This window comes from Butyrivibrio sp. ob235, assembly GCF_900109475.1.
Taxonomy (GTDB): domain Bacteria; phylum Bacillota; class Clostridia; order Lachnospirales; family Lachnospiraceae; genus Butyrivibrio.
Genome location: NZ_FOBE01000020.1, coordinates 39,481 through 55,589, shown reverse-complemented (window position 1 = coordinate 55,589; position 16,109 = coordinate 39,481). Strand labels below are relative to the sequence as shown.

The window sequence follows — 16,109 nt, the reverse complement described above, 5'->3', positions numbered from 1 at the left end:
ATGGATGACTCAAAGGAACTTATAAAGTTAATAGGCTCACAGTCCTTTGTTACCCGGAGCAGTGACGAATACTTCAGGGTGGAAGAGGGCGATGCATTTGTATATATGCAGCTTTCCAAAGAACAGGTGACCGATAGGTCCTTGTATATTTGTGATGCCAAAAAGGGTGATATCATACCAGGACTTTTCTGTTCCTTATCCGATCCCGAAAGGGAGTACAGTTTTGTAATAATTCCAAGAAAAGAGGTATCGCTTTCAAAGCACGAATTAACAGAGGATGATAAAGAGCTCGGCAATAAATTCGCAAACAAACTTGATAATATTCCGGGGACAGAGGAAGCGGATTATCAAAAAAGATTTATAGACTGGTATGACAACACTCTGACCCGGGAGAAGGATGCGATACAAAAGTTTCACCGTCAAAAATTCAGGGATTTTGACGCCAAGCTTGATCTTATAGGAACTCTTTTTCGCAACAAGAGCATACTTGAATATGATTTTTCAACAGATTCGTCCTTATACAACGCCGTAAGCGTAATGTGCGACTACCTGAAGATACCGCTAATAAGCTATGACAGACTTCTTGCTGTAAAGGGGAACGATTTTACGCTTCAGGATATGGCAAGACTTTCCCACTTTATAACCAGAGAGGTCACTCTCGATAAGAACTGGTATAAGAGGGATGCGGGAATGCTTCTGGGCTTCATGAAGGATGATGGAAGACCCGTTCTTTGTGTTCCGAAAAATGCCCATACATACATGATGTATGACATCGAGAAAAAAGAAGAACTCGTTGTGGAAGAGGTAGAGGCGAATGCGATTGAAAAGACTGCGTTTATCATCTACAGACATCTTCCCGATGAATCCCTGACACTTAAGGATGTCCTTCTGTTTGGAATCAGGCCTATTAATTCCTGGGATATTTTTGTCTTTGTCTTGATGAGTATTTTTGTGGCTCTCATAGGACTTGCAATGCCCTATCTGAATGAGAAGCTGTATGACAATCTGATACCGCTGGGGCTCTTTGAACCCATATATCAGGTGGGACTGGTTATTTTCGTTATAATGCTCGGTAATATGTTCTTCAGCCTAGTCAGGAATCTGGCTAATTTCAGAGCCATTAAAACTTTGGAGTACCAGATTGTCGGCGCGACCTTTGACAGGATTTTCAAGCTTCCGCAAAAATTCATTGAGCAGTTCGGATCAATAGAGCTTGTTAACCGTGTAAGTGCAGTGTCGGGAGTTTTTTCTTCCACGGTTACTTCCGGAGTGACTGCCTGCCTTGGCTTTGTTTTGTCGATGTTTTATCTCTACAAGATGTTTGATAAGTGCAAGACACTGGCATGGCGCGGCGTCATAATGGCGATCATATCGGGAATCGTCATGTATCTGTTCGGATATTTGCGTGTGTCCAAGGAAAAACAGAAGCTGGAAGCATCGACAAAAGCAAACGGAATGCTCTATCAGTTTCTGTCGGGAATCCTTAAAATAAAGGTTTCCGGAATGGAGAACAGGAGCCTTTTTGAATTCCAGAAGGCCAACGTCGAAGCTATGAAGTACGACATGAGATCGGCTAGAATCTCAAATGCCGGTTCCATTTTCTCATCGATAATGGCAGTGGCATATACGGGAATAATCTACTACGTAGTAATAAAAAAGAAGCAGTCACTGACAATAGGTGAGTATACTGCTTTTACAAGTGCCTACGGAATGTTTACTTCCGCAGTATCACAGCTCGTAAATTTCTTCCTGACACAGGCGAGTCTTATTCCGGTTATGGACCGTATCAAACCAATTTTCAGTGAACCGGCGGAAGTGGTGGGGCTATCACCCACAGCGAAGGCACTAAGAGGTGAGATTGAAATATGTCATCTGAGTTTTTCCTACGAAGAGGATGAACCCGATGTTTTGCATGATGTAAACATGCACATACAACCCGGCGAATTTATTGGTATAGTGGGATCCTCAGGCTGCGGAAAATCGACACTTCTAAAGCTTCTTCTTGGTTTTGAGGAGGCAAAAGTCGGCAACATTTTTTATGACAGCAGGGATATCAATACTCTCGAAAAAGCTGAGATGAGAAGGCAGATGGGCGTTGTACTTCAGGACGGAAAAATGGTAGTGGGGAATATATATTCCAACATTACGCTTGCCAATCCGGGGATGAAGCCTTCGGATGTCGAACCGCTTTTGGAGGAGGTAGGTCTTGCGGAAGAGATAAAACAAATGCCAATGGGTATGTTTACATCTATTTCAGAGGGCGGTGGCACAGTATCGGGCGGCCAGCAGCAGAGAATTCTGATTGCAAGAGCTCTTGCCAACGATCCCGTAATTCTGTTTTTGGATGAAGCCACTTCCGCGCTTGATAACATAACTCAGCAGAAGGTATGTGAAAACATGGCTGCCAGAAATATTACCCGTGTAATGATCGCTCACAGATTATCAACCGTTAAAAACTGCGACAGAATTTATGTAATGAACGCAGGCAGGATTGAGGAAGTTGGTGCATACGAGGAGCTCATGGCAAAGAAAGGACTATTCTACGAGCTTGTAAGGAGGCAGGAATTTGGAGAAGTATAGATTTTTTGATCCAAAGGATATAGAGGTGATAGGGAACGTAAAGCGTATTATGGAGTACCAGGCACTTATCCCGGGATTTGCTAAGGAGTTTAATGAAAATCCCAAAGAGTATCTCTCTAAGCTCGGGATGGATTTTACACCTGAAGAAATATCCTTTTTACCGAATACAATTGAAAACGGCGAGATAAAAATGCATCCGGCTTATCCCGGAACACCGGCTGAGAAGTATGCGGAATTTATGGATAACAAGTTCAAGTACAGAGATACTATCAGGGAAAAATGTGAGCCCCTAAATCCTTCAATGAAGAAATGGCGGGCCAGACAGATTGCAAGGTGTGCGATGCAGCTGGGAGGAAAATCAAGTGCGCTTATTCATGCACCTTTCTCTGTTGAGTTGTCCGATGGCTGTTCTGTAGGCTGCAAGTTCTGTGCCCTCGCAGCTTCGGGACTTAAATCGGTTTTCTTCTACACAACTGAAAATGCAAAGCTTTTCAATAATGTAATAAATGTGGCTAAAGAAATAATCGGTGACGCCGCCGGAATGGGGACCTTGTACTTTGGCTGTGAGCCGCTGGACAATCCCGATTATGAGAAGTTCAAGAAGGACTATACGGAGTGCTTTGGAACCATTCCTCAGATTACTACCGCCAGATCCACGAGCAACATAGAGAGACTAAGGCCCCTTTTAAAAGAGATAAATGAGACGCAGAAGAATATCTACAGATTTTCAATGCTCTCGGAGGAAATGGTTCATAAGATATTCGAAGCCTTTACTCCGGAGGAACTGATACTGACGGAGATACTTCCGCAGTTCGATGAAGCTCCTTCATCATCGCTTATAAAGAGCGGAAGAAGGGCAGCAGAGGGAGAATACGAGGATACGATTTCCTGCATGTCGGGCTTTGTGGTAAATATGCCAAGACACGAGGTGAAGCTCACCACACCGGTGTGGTCTTCAAAGGAGCATCCAACGGGAGAAGCAGTCCTGGAGGTTGCAAACTTTACTGACGGTGAGGATTTCAGACAGGTCATTTTGGGAATGATAAGCAGGCATATGCAGAACATCATAGGACCTGATGATATGGTAAGGCTTGAGGACGGACTAAAGCTGGAAGTAGCGCAGGATAAGATTGTTATTCACAGCGATAAAGGCATAGAGTTCAACATGGATTTTAAAGGCGATGCCGGGATGTTCGAGAAGACCTTTGAAATTCTTGGGGAAGGCTACAACCGTAAACGTGATATTGTTGCGCAGCTTTCAAAAACAGATGACGGAAAGATCATCCCGAGTGAACTCATCTATTACGTTCTAAATAAGTGGTGGGGCATGGGACTGATACGTACAAAGAGCGGGAAACTATGACATGAACGAGCATGAGCTTTCACTTATCGATAAAAACTTAAATGAAATGAGTCCACAGGACAGCTCCAGAATTATGCTCGGTCTCTCAAATGCCAAGAGGCTGATTGACGTCACAAGCATTATTCCGGGGGCGAGAGATGAGTATATTTCCGATAAAAAGAGCTTTCTTGAGAAATATGGAATTGAACTTAGCGTGGAAGATGCAGATTTTCTGATATGTCCTGCAAATCCTAAGGAAAAGCTGCAAATAATATCGGATCCGAAGCGGATATCAGAGATGCCGGAGAGCTTTTTCAGATACAGACAGTTCTACGGAAATAAGCTGGCATTCAGGGATAAGATGATAAATGAGCTATGCGTCCCGGATAATGAAAAGCTGAAAAAGTGGAGGCTTCGCCAGAAGAGGCGCTGCGACGGGGAGCTTGGAGGCTTAAATGAATCCTTCGTACATACGGTAGTTACCTATGAGCTTGCCAGCGGGTGTTCGGTAGGATGCCCCTTCTGCGGACTCGACGCAGGACCCCTGAAAGAGCTTTTCAGATATACGCCGGAGAACAGCAAGCTGTTTGGGGATGTAATAAGAGTCTGTCATAAAGTTGTGGGTGACGCGGCAGGTAACGGTATGATGTACTTTGCCACGGAGCCCTTGGACAACCCGGATTATGAGAAATTTGAGAAGGATTTTTACAACGAGTTTCACATAGTTCCGCAGATAACTACAGCGGTCTTTGACAGGGATATTGAGAGAACAAGGTATTTTGTGAATGAGTTGTCTAAAGGTATGGGCTTCATTCACAGATTCACCATAAGATCTCTCGAGATGGCAAGAAGTGTATTTGAGAATTTTTCGGCACCTGAGCTACTCATGGTGGAACTTCTTCCGCAGTTTCCCGAGGCACCTTCCTTTGCACCCTATGTTAAAGCGGGAAGGGAAACGGAAAATGAGCATGAACCCATTGCTGATACGGATCCCGGAACAATATGCTGCGTGGATGGTTTTTGCATCAATTTTCCCGAAAAGAAATTCAAACTGATAAGCCCTGTAAGGGCCTGTGAGAGATTTCCGAAGGGGATATACGAATCCGAGTGGATAGGCTTTTCTGACGGAGATGATTTTGAGGAAAAACTAAAAGCCTATATAGAGGAAAAGCTGGAGATTGAAATTCCGCAGGATAATCCGTTAAAGCTGTATGACTATATGGATATTTCCGAGTATAAAAACGCTCCTGCAATAGTGAGTAAATACGGCGAAGCGATTCCTCTTAAAGAACCGTATATGGTCAGGATCGCAGAGCTTTTAAAGGAAGGAAAATACACAAGAAAAGAGATAGCCGGGATGGTAATGAAGGAGAATATTACTGCTCCGGAAAACGCATACTGGTATCTTAACCGTTTGTGGGACAACGGATGCATTATTGAGACGATTTTTTTATAAAAATATAATATTTAGTCGCACGCAACCTGAAGTAAAATTATGTATATATGTGTAGCTGTAAAACCACAGATTAGGAGGTAGTTATGTCTGATAATTATGAACTTACTGAAGAGCAAAAAAAAGAGTTGAAGCAAGCCATTGATGATCAGATGAATCGCATGGGTGAAGTCTTTTCACAGTGCTGGGAATCTGAGGAGTTTAAGCAGGCATTTATAAAGGATCCCAAGGCAATTTTCAGGGAGTACGAAGTAAATCATAATCCGGAGAAGGAATATGTTGTAATTGATTCTCCTGAAAAGACCATTGTGCATGTACTTCCTCATGATGGTATAAAAAGTGCCGTTAAGGGATTCGGAGATTTGCTTTATAAGAAGGTCGAAGATCTTGACGATAAGGATGGCAGACAGATTCTTCTTGATGGCTGGAAGTATGAGATCTATCAGAATACACCTGATAAGTTCTATATAGTAATTCCGCACAGCCCGGAGAATCTTTCTCCCGAAGAGCTGGAGATGGTTAACGGAGGCTGCTTCTTTGCAGTACTAATATTTGTAGCTGAGGTTGTTGCTCTTGCTACAACAGTAGCTGCTGCTGCGGAGGTTGCTGCAGTTGCCCTTGTTGCTGCCGCTATCGTAGAAGCTGCCGCAGCGATGACTACAGCTGTTGCTGTTGCTGAGGGCTGGATGGTTGTCCTTACGGTAACAGTGATTGCTACTGCGAATGAAGCTATTTCGGGATATTTCATTACTACAAATGCTGAAGCAATCAATCATGCCGCAAATGTTGTAACACGATAACACAGATTAAAAAGTTTTGTGATGGGGTAATATGAAGAAGGGGAGAAAAGGCATAAGCAATAAGCCTAAAATGAGTATTGCTGTAGCTGCAGGTTTTGTCGGACTTACGGCTTTGATAGGGTCGCTCTTTTTGTGCGGCCCTTTTTCTAATGTTTTGAGAACCGATAAGCCTTCGGAGTTGTTCACAGAGATAACTGAAAGCGGGTCACCGGAAGGAACAATTGAAAGTATCTTTGCTGAAGGTGATGGTGAATACTATGCGGGGGATGTTGTTCCCGTAAATACCGATAGCCTTGCAGACATGACTGAAGTTACCGCAGCGTCGGAGAATGAGGACTACGGAGATGTTGAATATTCAACCTGTAATACTGAAAGCGGGAGGACGCTAACCGCCACAGCTGTTCCCAGGGAAGGTTACAAGCTTGAGCACTGGAAAGTAGATAATAAGATTGCATATTCTCTTGGCGATAATACCGAGGTGACGGTTACCGACATTTCACAAAACATGGCGCTTGATGCTGTTTTTGGTCCGGATTCTGAAGATGCTCCGGAAGAACTCGTATCGAATTCTTCTGTTGCCGGAGCGTCAACTGACACTGCGAAGTACCAGGTGTTCACAGTGGTTGATCCTGATTGTATACCGTCGGGGAAAACGGCAAGTGATATCGGAATAGTAAGCGGAGGCTTTTCCGCAAATCAGCCGGCCCAGACGCAGATAAACGCTACGGCCAAGACAGGATATAGATTTGACCACTGGCATATAGTTATAAACTATACCGATAAGAATGGTACCTGGCATACATATATGGATTATGATCTGGAATCTAATCCGTATACGATTTATACCACAGTTGATACCGAAGATAAAAACATAAAATCATACAAGGCTATGTGTTATGCGTGGATTGTTCCAAACGAACCGTCTGTGTCCGTTGTCAGTGTAACTCCATATCCGGATGCGGCTACGGTTACTCATAATGGAACAACCGTAACCGGAGCACCTGTCAGAATTGATAAAAGTAAAGATATCGTAGTTAAAGCAGGAACCGGATATAAATTGAGTCAGGCTTATTACACGGGAACAGACGGAGTTACACATACTTTAACTCCGGCATCACCAACGGATACTACAACCATAACTATTCCTACTTCCGGTATCAATGAAGATGTATACCTTCATGTTGAAGCCGTGAAGGATGCTTATACGGTTACCTGTGTAGATGATCCCATAACCGGAGGTGATTCGGAATTATCTTATACAGATGGCTCTTCGACAGTAACGAAGAAAGAGCAGCTCGAGGTACCTTCAGGAAAAGATGTTACAATAACGGCTACGCCCTATACGGGTTTTGAATTTGACTGTTTTTTATCAGCAACGGGAACAGTAATCCCTGAGACTGATAACGGTAACGGATCCTACAGTATAACACTCACAGGAGTTGCCAAGGATCAGACCGTGACCGCAAAATATATAAAAAATACGGTTAAGGTTACTATAGTCCCTTCCCATTCGGGAGGCTTTGGCGGCGGAGGAAATGTAAGCTATAACGGCGGAACCGCAACACCTGTTCAGGCTACCTATGATTATCATCCGAAGACGGAAACGAGCTTTACGATCGAAGCGATTCCCAATACAGTAGATAATTATGATTTTAAGTATTGGGAGGACGATAAAGGAAATCTCTATAATGACAGGGTATTAACCATAACCGGTCTTAGGGAAGACCGAACCTATGTGGCGGTTTTCACTCAGCAGCATGAAGTTACTGTTGTTATTGAACCGTCGCCCAAGGAGGGGGGAACTGTTCAGTACAACGATGAGACTCCGGTTTCGACTACCAAGGCATATATTTACGGCAGAAGAAGAGAGACAGGCTTTACTCTCACGGCTAAGGCAAAAGCCGGCTATGTTTTCCAGTATTGGACAGACAATAAGGGAACTACCTACAACAAAGATATAATAAGAATTTCTAATTTAAATGAAGACCGCGTATATACCGCATTTTTCACACCTGAGGAAAATGCTTATACGGTTGCTGTCACAGCTGATCCTATATCCGGAGGAAGTACTGAAATAATGTACACGGATGATGACGGAGCTGAGATCAGATCCGGCGGACAGCTTCAGATTCCCGAGGGTAAGGATGTTATCATTACCGCCAAAGCTACTGAGGGCTATGTATTTGACTGCTTTCTGATGCCCACAGGAACTGAAATGGCGGGAACACAGATGACGGACGGAAGCTATAGTCTGACCATAAACAATCTGTCTCATGACCAGGCAATCACTGCCAGATTTATCAAGGATTCCGTGACTGTAACTGTGGTAACTACGCCTGCTGAGGGCGGAACGGCTCAGTACAATGACGGCACTTTTGCAGGCGGTACAGCCACCTATGAGTATCATCCGAAGACTGAGTCGAGTTTTAGACTTACAGCCAAGGCCAATACGGAGCAGGGCTATACGTTCAAGTATTGGGAAGACGGAAGCGGCAATGTTTTCACAAATGAAACCTTTGTGGTTTCCGGATTAAAAGAAGATAAGACCTATACCGCGGTTTTTGTTCAGAGTGCGCAGCAGGTTACTGTCGTTATTGAACCTTCGCCGGCAGAGGGCGGAACTGTTCAGTATAACAATGAAGCGCCTGTATCTAAGGCAACGTCCTACATCTATAACAAGGCCGCTGAGACCGGCTTTACGTTAAAAGCTGAAGTTAAGCCCGGATACACCTTCCAGTACTGGATTGATGACAAGGGTAATACCTATACCAAGAGTTCTGTCAGAATCACCAATGTTAATGAGGACAGTGTCTTTACCGCATTTTTTGTAAATGAGGAAGAGGAAGGGGGACTGCGAGTTGTAGCAAGCCCTCCGAGCGGAGGCCATGTAAGGAAAAAGGTCCTGAAAAACGGTAAGTACAAGATTACCGCTGAGCCTAATGAGGGCTGGTATTTCGTCGGATGGAAGAAGGATGACAGGAAGGGCGAAAAGAAAGGCTATGTGTCCAAGGCCAAATCCTTAAAGGTGAAGGATGAAGATATCACTTATATTGGATGCTTTGAAAAGGATGAGAATTATTCCAGGAACACGGACATAATTAGCGAGCATTTTTATGATGAAAAGCGCGAATTCACAGAGCCGAACTACAGCGTAACAAGGCAGACAATAGAGGGACTTGCGGCAGCAGCTGTCTCCTACGACAGACTAAGATACGGCAATGACCTTCCCGGTTTACATGCCTATGGCGCTGTGAAGTCTGTGGAAAACTACTATAAGGAAAAGCTTAATGATTCAGACTTTTCCTTTGCCCGCGGCATTCTTACAACAACTGAGGATGAAGTGATAGGGACCAGCAACATAAAGGATATTGATCCTCTTATGAATTCGGCAAAGAATATCACACTTGATAAGTTTGGGGAGCGCTACGACAGCGAAGTAGTTGCCGCGGTATACACAGAGCCTCCGGAGGATTTCGACGGCGAAGTAAGAACCTACCTGTGGAGAAACACAGACACGAGCATCAACGACAACATTTACGTCATGTACCGCAACTCCGGCTCAGGCTACAAAGAGATGGCAGCAGTCGTTGACGATGACGGCACCGTCCGCTTCACCCTCGAAGACGCCCTCACCGGCACCGAATTTGCCCTTATCCGCGTCAACATCGAAGACAACGTCCAATCCAAGAAGGATTGATGAATGTTCTGAGCCAACTGACGGTGAAAATGAGCATACAGTTTGGGCCTCCGGGCAGTGAGCCTGTGGGGCTTTATCTCTGAACCGTAGCGGCGCGCAGCCTGAGAGCACCGAGCGGGCGGAGCCGAAGTCGGCGAAGCCAGGGCACTCGGAGCCGGGGTGAATTTACAGAATGTCTCTGAGGTGGGAGTAGTTTTCTTGTTCGGGGATGCGGTGAACGGCCGTGTCGGCAAAGACGTTGGCGCGAAGGAGGTCCTGCTTGTCGGGGTGGCGCTGTCCTTCATCGAAGATGGCGATCATTCGGTCGGCGAATTCATCGCCCCGTTTTCCGCGGAGCTCTTCGTAGCGATCACGGATGAAGGCCGGCATGGAGCCCTGGCAAAAGAAGGAACCGAGATAGCGGTTGTCTGCGGGAAGCCAGACAGTAGCAATGGCCTCGACGGACTTGTAGTAGGCGGGATCATTTCCCATGCCACAGGTGCCGAAAAAGGCCACATTTTTTCCATGCAAAGAAGAAATAAGGTCTATGACTTCCAGTGAACAGGTACCGCGGTTAACCCAAAAACCAACGAAATAAGTCTCGGCATCATGCCTTCCGTTCCAGCTTCGTACATTGATCTCTTCTTTGGAGTCGGAAGGAAGCGCATAGAAAATTTCATCGGCTATTTTCTTGGTATTCCCTGTTTCACTTGCATAGATCACTAAATATTTCAGCATGTTTCCTTTATGGTTTTCTGAAAAACTTTATAATTCTGTCGGTAAATTTTACAAAAGCCTCATTTTCACGATAACGTCTCGGAATATTTTTTGAGAAAAGACGAAAGTAACTGTAAATGAGCAGAGCAATTGCTATGTAATATATAAACTCAAAAGGAGTAAGGTACGACAACACAAGGATAACAACCGAAGCAGCCAGACAGGTTTTTGTCAGTCTGTCAGTGCCATATGCACCGTACCGTCCCTGAAAAAAACGATAGAAAAAATCTTTCATATACTACACCTTCGAACAAGATCAATATGTGTTTAAGTTAACACCCCCTCAATCTTAAGGAAAGTATAGTGTTCATGCGGCGAAAATACAATTAATCGCCAATGAATTTCTCTTAAAAATCCATAAATGTATTATTACCTAAACCCAAACTTTATTAACACGAAATAAGCTTAATAGATCACTATTTCCTTGATTTCTAGTAAACGATGATAAATAGTGGTATTATATATGGGATTATTTATTGCATGGATTGTTTTGAATAAAATATTCCATGCAATAAAGATTTTTTGGAGGAAAGTATGCAGATAATTATAGTTGGCTGCGGTAACGTAGGCGCAGCTTTGACTGAACAGCTCAGTGGTGAGGGGCATGACGTTACTGTTATTGAAGAAAAACGTGACGTCATTCAGAGTGTTGTCAACAACTTTGATGTAATGGGCATCGTCGGTAACGGCGCAAGTTACCTTGTAATGAAGGATGCCGGAATAGAGTACGCGGATCTTATGATCGCGGTTACGGGTAATGACGAGCTTAACCTTCTGTGCTGTCTGATAGCGAGAAAGGCCGGTCATTGCAACACTATCGCCCGTGTTAAGAATCCTATTTATAAGAGAGAGATCAATTTCATAAAGGAAGAGCTCGGTCTCTCCCTGGTTGTTAACCCTGAGGAACTCTCTGCGGCTGAGGCAGCAAGACTTCTTAAATTCCCGGCTGCCACCAAGATCGAGACCTTCGCAAGAGGCCGTGCCGAGATAGTGCACATGACCGTTAGAGAAGATACCAGAATCTGCGATAAGTCCCTTAAGACAATACAGTCTGAGATTAAGAGTAAAGTGCTGATTGCGGTTGTATCCCGTGCGGACGAGGTTTTCATCCCGAACGGAGACTTTGTTCTAAGAGCAAACGACGAGCTTACAATCGTAGGTGCATCGAGAAGTATCGCCGAATTTTTCAGAAAAATAGGAATGCCCACCGCTAGAGTACATTCCTGCATGATCATCGGCGGAGGTGCGACATCATATTACCTCGCACAGCAGCTGATTTCATTCGGAATTGATGTAAAGATATTCGATAAGAGCCTTGAGAGATGTAAGAAGCTTTCCGATCTTGTTCCGCAGGCGCTCATAATAAATGCTGATGGAACCGACAAGGATGCGCTGATGGAAGAGGGCATCGTCGGAACGGAATCCTTCGTTGCCATGACCAATCTCGATGAAGAGAACATCATGCTTTCTATGTATGTAAAGAGCGTGAATCCCAAGGCTAAGCTTATTACCAAGGTTCACAGAGTTAATTACGGTGAGATTATCGGCTCACTTCAGATCGGAAGCGTTATCTATCCCAAGAACATCACTGCACAGAGAATTGTCCAGTATGTCCGCGGAATGAGTAATTCCATGGGTAGTAACAACATAGAGGCACTCTATAAGATGAACGACGGCAAGGTTGAGGCGCTGGAGTTCTTCGTAACGGAAGGGGCATCGGTTATCGGCAAGCCTCTTTCAGAGATGCATTTGAAAAAGGGTATCCTGGTGGCTCTTATTAACCGCAAAGGCGAGATCATCTCCCCTAAGGGTTCAAGCGTCATAGAGGCGGGAGATACGGTTGTTATCATAACCAGCCAGCTTGGACTTCAGGATATTTCGGACATCATATCCGACAAATAATTACAGAGGTGATTTTGTATGAACTATAAGATGATCCGTTTTCTGCTCTCACGAGTTTTGCAGATAACCGGAATTCTCATGATGCTGCCGCTGATTGTGGCGATCATATATAAAGAGTACGGCTGTGCCCGCATGTTCTTTTTACTTATTATGGCGTGCCTTGCAGTCGGATCCATCGGCGCACATTTCAAGCCGAAGAATGTTGCAATTTATGCCAGAGAGGGCTTTGTATCCACAGCCCTGACCTGGATTCTTATAAGTATGATCGGCGGGCTTCCCTTTGTCCTTTCGGGAGTAACCGACAGCTATGTGGATGCTGTATTTGAGACGATTTCAGGTTTTACAACGACCGGATCTACGATTCTCACAAGCGTTGAGATGTACTACAGTGTGCAGTTCTGGCGCACCTTCACCCACTGGGTAGGCGGTATGGGTGTGCTGGTGTTCATCCTTGCTATCATGCCCATGGGAGGCGGCTATAGCATGCACCTTATGAGGGCGGAGAGCCCGGGCCCCTCTGTAGGAAAAATCGTACCGAGGGTTCGCGACACTGCCAAGATTCTTTACCTGATTTACATCGGTATTACGGTAACTCAGATTATCCTGCTTATGATCACGGGACTTAATCCGTATCAGGCTATGACAACAACCTTTGCTACGGTTGGTACCGGAGGTTTCGGCATTACAAACAGCGGCGCCAACGATTTTTCAACAGCATCACAGATAGTCATAACCATATTCATGATCATGTGTGGTATCAACTTCAACGTATACTACTATTTGATAACGCTGCGTCCGAAGGAAGCTATTAAAAGTGATGAGGTTAAGCTCTATCTGGTGCTGATGTTCGGATCCGCTTCACTTATCGCATTCATGATTTATAGAAACGGTGTGACTGCAACTCCCTTTGAATCCTTCCATCACTCACTTTTTACTGTGGCATCAGTGATGACGACGACAGGTTTTGCAACTCTGGATTTCAATCAGTGGCCTCAGCTTTGTAAGACTCTTCTGGCGTGTCTGATGCTCCTTGGAGCCTGTGCGGGTTCAACGGGCGGTGGCTTCAAGCTCTCCAGATTCGTCATCTTGATAAGAGCCCTGAAAAATGAGCTGATCTACATTGTTCATCCGAAGTCAGTCAAGAAGGTGTATATGGACGGACATCCGATAGATTCTACGGTTGTGAAGTCGGTATCTGCTTACCTTAGTATGTATGTGGTGATTTTCATTATTTCAATCCTTCTCATTTCCTTTGATGAGTTTGATTATGAAACGAATTTCACGGCGGTGGCTGCGACACTTAACAACATCGGTCCCGGCCTTGGAATGGTCGGTCCTACAGGAAACTTCAGCGCATATTCCGATCTGTCCAAGATTGTTCTTATGTTTGATATGCTGGCAGGAAGACTTGAGCTGTTGCCGATGCTGATTCTCTTATCACCCAGGACCTGGGCCAAGAGATAAATATAAAATAAAAATAAAATAGTGACGATTTAAAGATGTGAATATAAGTCCGGTAGTATAATTGAGATAACGAATTAACGTTATTGAGGGGGAAATTATGCTGCCGGAAAATTATATTAATCGAAAAGACATGCTTGCCTGTGTGCTGTGCAAAGATCCGCCGTGCACCAAGGCATGTAAGAAGATGGATCCGGGAAAAGCGCTTTTTGATATTTGGTTTGACAATGCAGATATCGCAGCACTAAACCTTCCGGAGAATAATGTTTGTGCAAAGTGTGATGCACACTGTGAAGATGCCTGTATCAGTTCCCGCAGGGTTCCGATACAGAGACTTATGTCGACTTTACATAAGGTGGTCGCACCTGAGGCGGAGATTGATGTGCCTGAGGATTACAAACGTCTTCAGTGTGACATCTGCGGAATACCGATTGAGAATCCGTTCCTATTGTCGTCATCGGTGGTGGCATCGACCTATGATATGTGTGCAAGAGCCTTCGAAGCCGGTTGGGCAGGAGCCTGCTTTAAAACTATCTGCTCTTTTGATATTCATGAGGCTTCACCTAGATTCTCGGCGATTACAGGGGATAGCGGAAGCATAGTGGGCTTCAAGAATATTGAGCAGTTATCGGACCACAGTGTTGCTGAAAACATGGAGATTTTCAGAAGGCTGAAAGAGAGGTATCCAAAGAAATTCATTCTGGCATCCATAATGGGACAGGATGAGGACGAGTGGGAATCACTGGCAAGGCTCTGTGAGGAGAACGGAGCGGATGCCATAGAGCTCAATTTTTCATGTCCCAATATGCAGGAGGACGGGCTTGGTTCGGATATCGGGCAGATTCCGGAACTGGTTGAGAAATACACCGCTGCGGCAAAGAGAGGCGCCAATATTCCTGTCCTTGCAAAGCTGACTCCCAATGTGGCAACCATGAGCCCCGCAGCAGAAGCGGCTTTTCGCGGCGGAGCGGATGGCATAGCAGCCATAAATACGATAAAGAGTATAATCGGGGTAAGTCCTTATACCTTTGTTTCAGCCCCGGCGGTCAAAGGAAAATCAGCTATCGGAGGGTACAGCGGCAATGCGGTTAAGCCCATTGCGCTCAGATTCATTTCGGAGATCGGTCAGAATCCCATGCTTAAGGGCATTCACATAAGCGGAATGGGAGGAATCGAGACCTGGAGAGATGCTCTTGAATTCATCCTGATGGGAGCAGGCTCAATACAGATAACCACAGCGGTTATGCAGTACGGCTATAGGATTATCGATGAGCTTAAGGACGGCCTCAATTATTATCTGAACCAGATGGGCATAAATTCCGTCAAGGATATAATCGGTGCAGGCCTTGACAGCGTCAGTGATACCACGGATGTACTTGAGAGGGATTCGGTTCTTTTCCCTAGATTCGAGTCCGAAAAGTGTATAGGCTGCGGAAGATGCGTGATTTCCTGTAACGACGGTGGTCATCAGGCAATCTCTTTTGAGAACAGAAAACCCAAGCTTGACGGAAGCAAGTGCGTTGGATGTCATCTCTGCCGCCTTGTCTGCCCGCAGAATGCAATTGTTCCTTCGAAGAAGAGAATAAATCGTGCGACATAAGATTATAATAAAAACTTATCAAATAATAAAATGATATAATTAGCATTTTATAATAATTTTAGTGTTGAAAAACCGATGATGGATGTATAATAATGAAGTATAGAATAATGACTTATTCAAGAATTTCTTTTATGAAGGGAGAGTTTTGCTATGACAATAAATAAGGAAGCAAGCGGAAGCGATCTGGTTATTGCACTCGGAGGAAGACTTGATACCACTACTGCGCCGCAGCTTGATGATGAAGTTAAGAATCTTGATGGCGTCGAGAAACTTACTTTTGATTTCAAGGATCTTGAATATATTTCATCTGCTGGTTTAAGAGTTCTTCTGTCAGCTCAGAAGGTTATGAATAAGCAGGGCAGCATGGTTATTAAGAATGTAAGCGAAGAGATCAGCGAGATCTTTGAGGTAACAGGTTTTGTTGATATTCTTACAATAGAGTAAGGGAATCCTATAATTATTTGATTTATGAAGGCTGTTGTACTTTTTGAGTACACAGCCTTTTAATTTGAAAAATT

Annotated in this window: 11 protein-coding genes; 9 read left to right on the top strand and 2 right to left on the bottom strand. The window is 44.5% G+C overall.

The window, feature by feature from the left end; genetic code table 11:
- The 5 genes from BMW61_RS13780 (at position 1) to BMW61_RS13760 (ending at position 9,872) form a co-directional block, all read left to right on the top strand.
- Positions 1-2,580, top strand: coding sequence for an NHLP bacteriocin export ABC transporter permease/ATPase subunit (locus BMW61_RS13780; RefSeq protein WP_091822966.1), 2,580 nt, complete (start codon positions 1-3; stop codon positions 2,578-2,580).
- Entirely contained in the window at positions 2,567-3,943 is a 1,377-nt protein-coding gene (locus BMW61_RS13775) for a radical SAM family RiPP maturation amino acid epimerase (RefSeq protein WP_091822963.1), read from the top strand. The genes BMW61_RS13780 and BMW61_RS13775 overlap by 14 nt, the downstream gene beginning before the upstream one ends.
- 1 nt (position 3,944) lies before the next feature.
- Positions 3,945-5,378: a radical SAM family RiPP maturation amino acid epimerase gene (locus BMW61_RS13770; protein ID WP_091822960.1), complete on the top strand. Its 1,434-nt coding sequence runs from the start codon at positions 3,945-3,947 to the stop codon at positions 5,376-5,378.
- A gap of 83 nt (positions 5,379-5,461) precedes the next feature.
- Entirely contained in the window at positions 5,462-6,175 is a 714-nt protein-coding gene (locus BMW61_RS13765) for a hypothetical protein (protein WP_091822957.1), read from the top strand.
- Between the two features lie 31 nt (positions 6,176-6,206).
- Positions 6,207-9,872, top strand: a complete 3,666-nt coding sequence (locus BMW61_RS13760) for an InlB B-repeat-containing protein (RefSeq protein ID WP_091822954.1) — start codon at positions 6,207-6,209, stop codon at positions 9,870-9,872.
- Positions 9,873-10,037: 165 nt separating this feature from the next.
- Here BMW61_RS13760 and bilS read toward each other — a convergent pair whose 3' ends face one another.
- Both bilS and BMW61_RS13750 read right to left on the bottom strand, forming a co-directional pair.
- A complete protein-coding gene (gene bilS / locus BMW61_RS13755) occupies positions 10,038-10,589 on the bottom strand; it encodes a flavodoxin family protein BilS (protein ID WP_022761598.1) in 552 nt (183 codons plus the stop codon).
- A 7-nt stretch (positions 10,590-10,596) separates the two neighbouring features.
- Positions 10,597-10,863, bottom strand: coding sequence for a hypothetical protein (locus BMW61_RS13750; RefSeq protein WP_091822951.1), 267 nt, complete (start codon positions 10,861-10,863; stop codon positions 10,597-10,599).
- 299 nt (positions 10,864-11,162) lie between these two features.
- Here BMW61_RS13750 and trkA point away from each other — a divergent pair, with 299 nt between their 5' ends.
- The 4 genes from trkA to BMW61_RS13730 all read left to right on the top strand — a co-directional run bounded on the left by trkA (position 11,163) and on the right by BMW61_RS13730 (position 16,035).
- A complete protein-coding gene (gene trkA, locus BMW61_RS13745) occupies positions 11,163-12,530 on the top strand; it encodes a Trk system potassium transporter TrkA (RefSeq protein WP_026498911.1) in 1,368 nt (455 codons plus the stop codon).
- Positions 12,531-12,548: 18 nt separating this feature from the next.
- Positions 12,549-13,994: a TrkH family potassium uptake protein gene (locus tag BMW61_RS13740; protein WP_091822948.1), complete on the top strand. Its 1,446-nt coding sequence runs from the start codon at positions 12,549-12,551 to the stop codon at positions 13,992-13,994.
- 97 nt (positions 13,995-14,091) lie between these two features.
- Positions 14,092-15,591, top strand: a complete 1,500-nt coding sequence (preA, locus tag BMW61_RS13735) for an NAD-dependent dihydropyrimidine dehydrogenase subunit PreA (RefSeq protein WP_091822946.1) — start codon at positions 14,092-14,094, stop codon at positions 15,589-15,591.
- Between the two features lie 150 nt (positions 15,592-15,741).
- Entirely contained in the window at positions 15,742-16,035 is a 294-nt protein-coding gene (locus tag BMW61_RS13730) for an STAS domain-containing protein (RefSeq protein ID WP_022761603.1), read from the top strand.
- The last annotated feature ends 74 nt before the right edge of the window (positions 16,036-16,109 follow it).

Coding starts and splice junctions, on each gene's coding strand:
- BMW61_RS13780 (WP_091822966.1), top strand. CDS start 1: ATGGATGACTCAAAGGAACTTATAAAGTTAATAGGCTCACAGTCCTTT.
- BMW61_RS13770 (WP_091822960.1), top strand. CDS start 3,945: ATGAACGAGCATGAGCTTTCACTTATCGATAAAAACTTAAATGAAATG.
- BMW61_RS13765 (WP_091822957.1), top strand. CDS start 5,462: ATGTCTGATAATTATGAACTTACTGAAGAGCAAAAAAAAGAGTTGAAG.
- BMW61_RS13760 (WP_091822954.1), top strand. CDS start 6,207: ATGAAGAAGGGGAGAAAAGGCATAAGCAATAAGCCTAAAATGAGTATT.
- bilS (WP_022761598.1), bottom strand. CDS start 10,589: ATGCTGAAATATTTAGTGATCTATGCAAGTGAAACAGGGAATACCAAG.
- BMW61_RS13750 (WP_091822951.1), bottom strand. CDS start 10,863: ATGAAAGATTTTTTCTATCGTTTTTTTCAGGGACGGTACGGTGCATAT.
- trkA (WP_026498911.1), top strand. CDS start 11,163: ATGCAGATAATTATAGTTGGCTGCGGTAACGTAGGCGCAGCTTTGACT.
- BMW61_RS13740 (WP_091822948.1), top strand. CDS start 12,549: ATGAACTATAAGATGATCCGTTTTCTGCTCTCACGAGTTTTGCAGATA.
- preA (WP_091822946.1), top strand. CDS start 14,092: ATGCTGCCGGAAAATTATATTAATCGAAAAGACATGCTTGCCTGTGTG.
- BMW61_RS13730 (WP_022761603.1), top strand. CDS start 15,742: ATGACAATAAATAAGGAAGCAAGCGGAAGCGATCTGGTTATTGCACTC.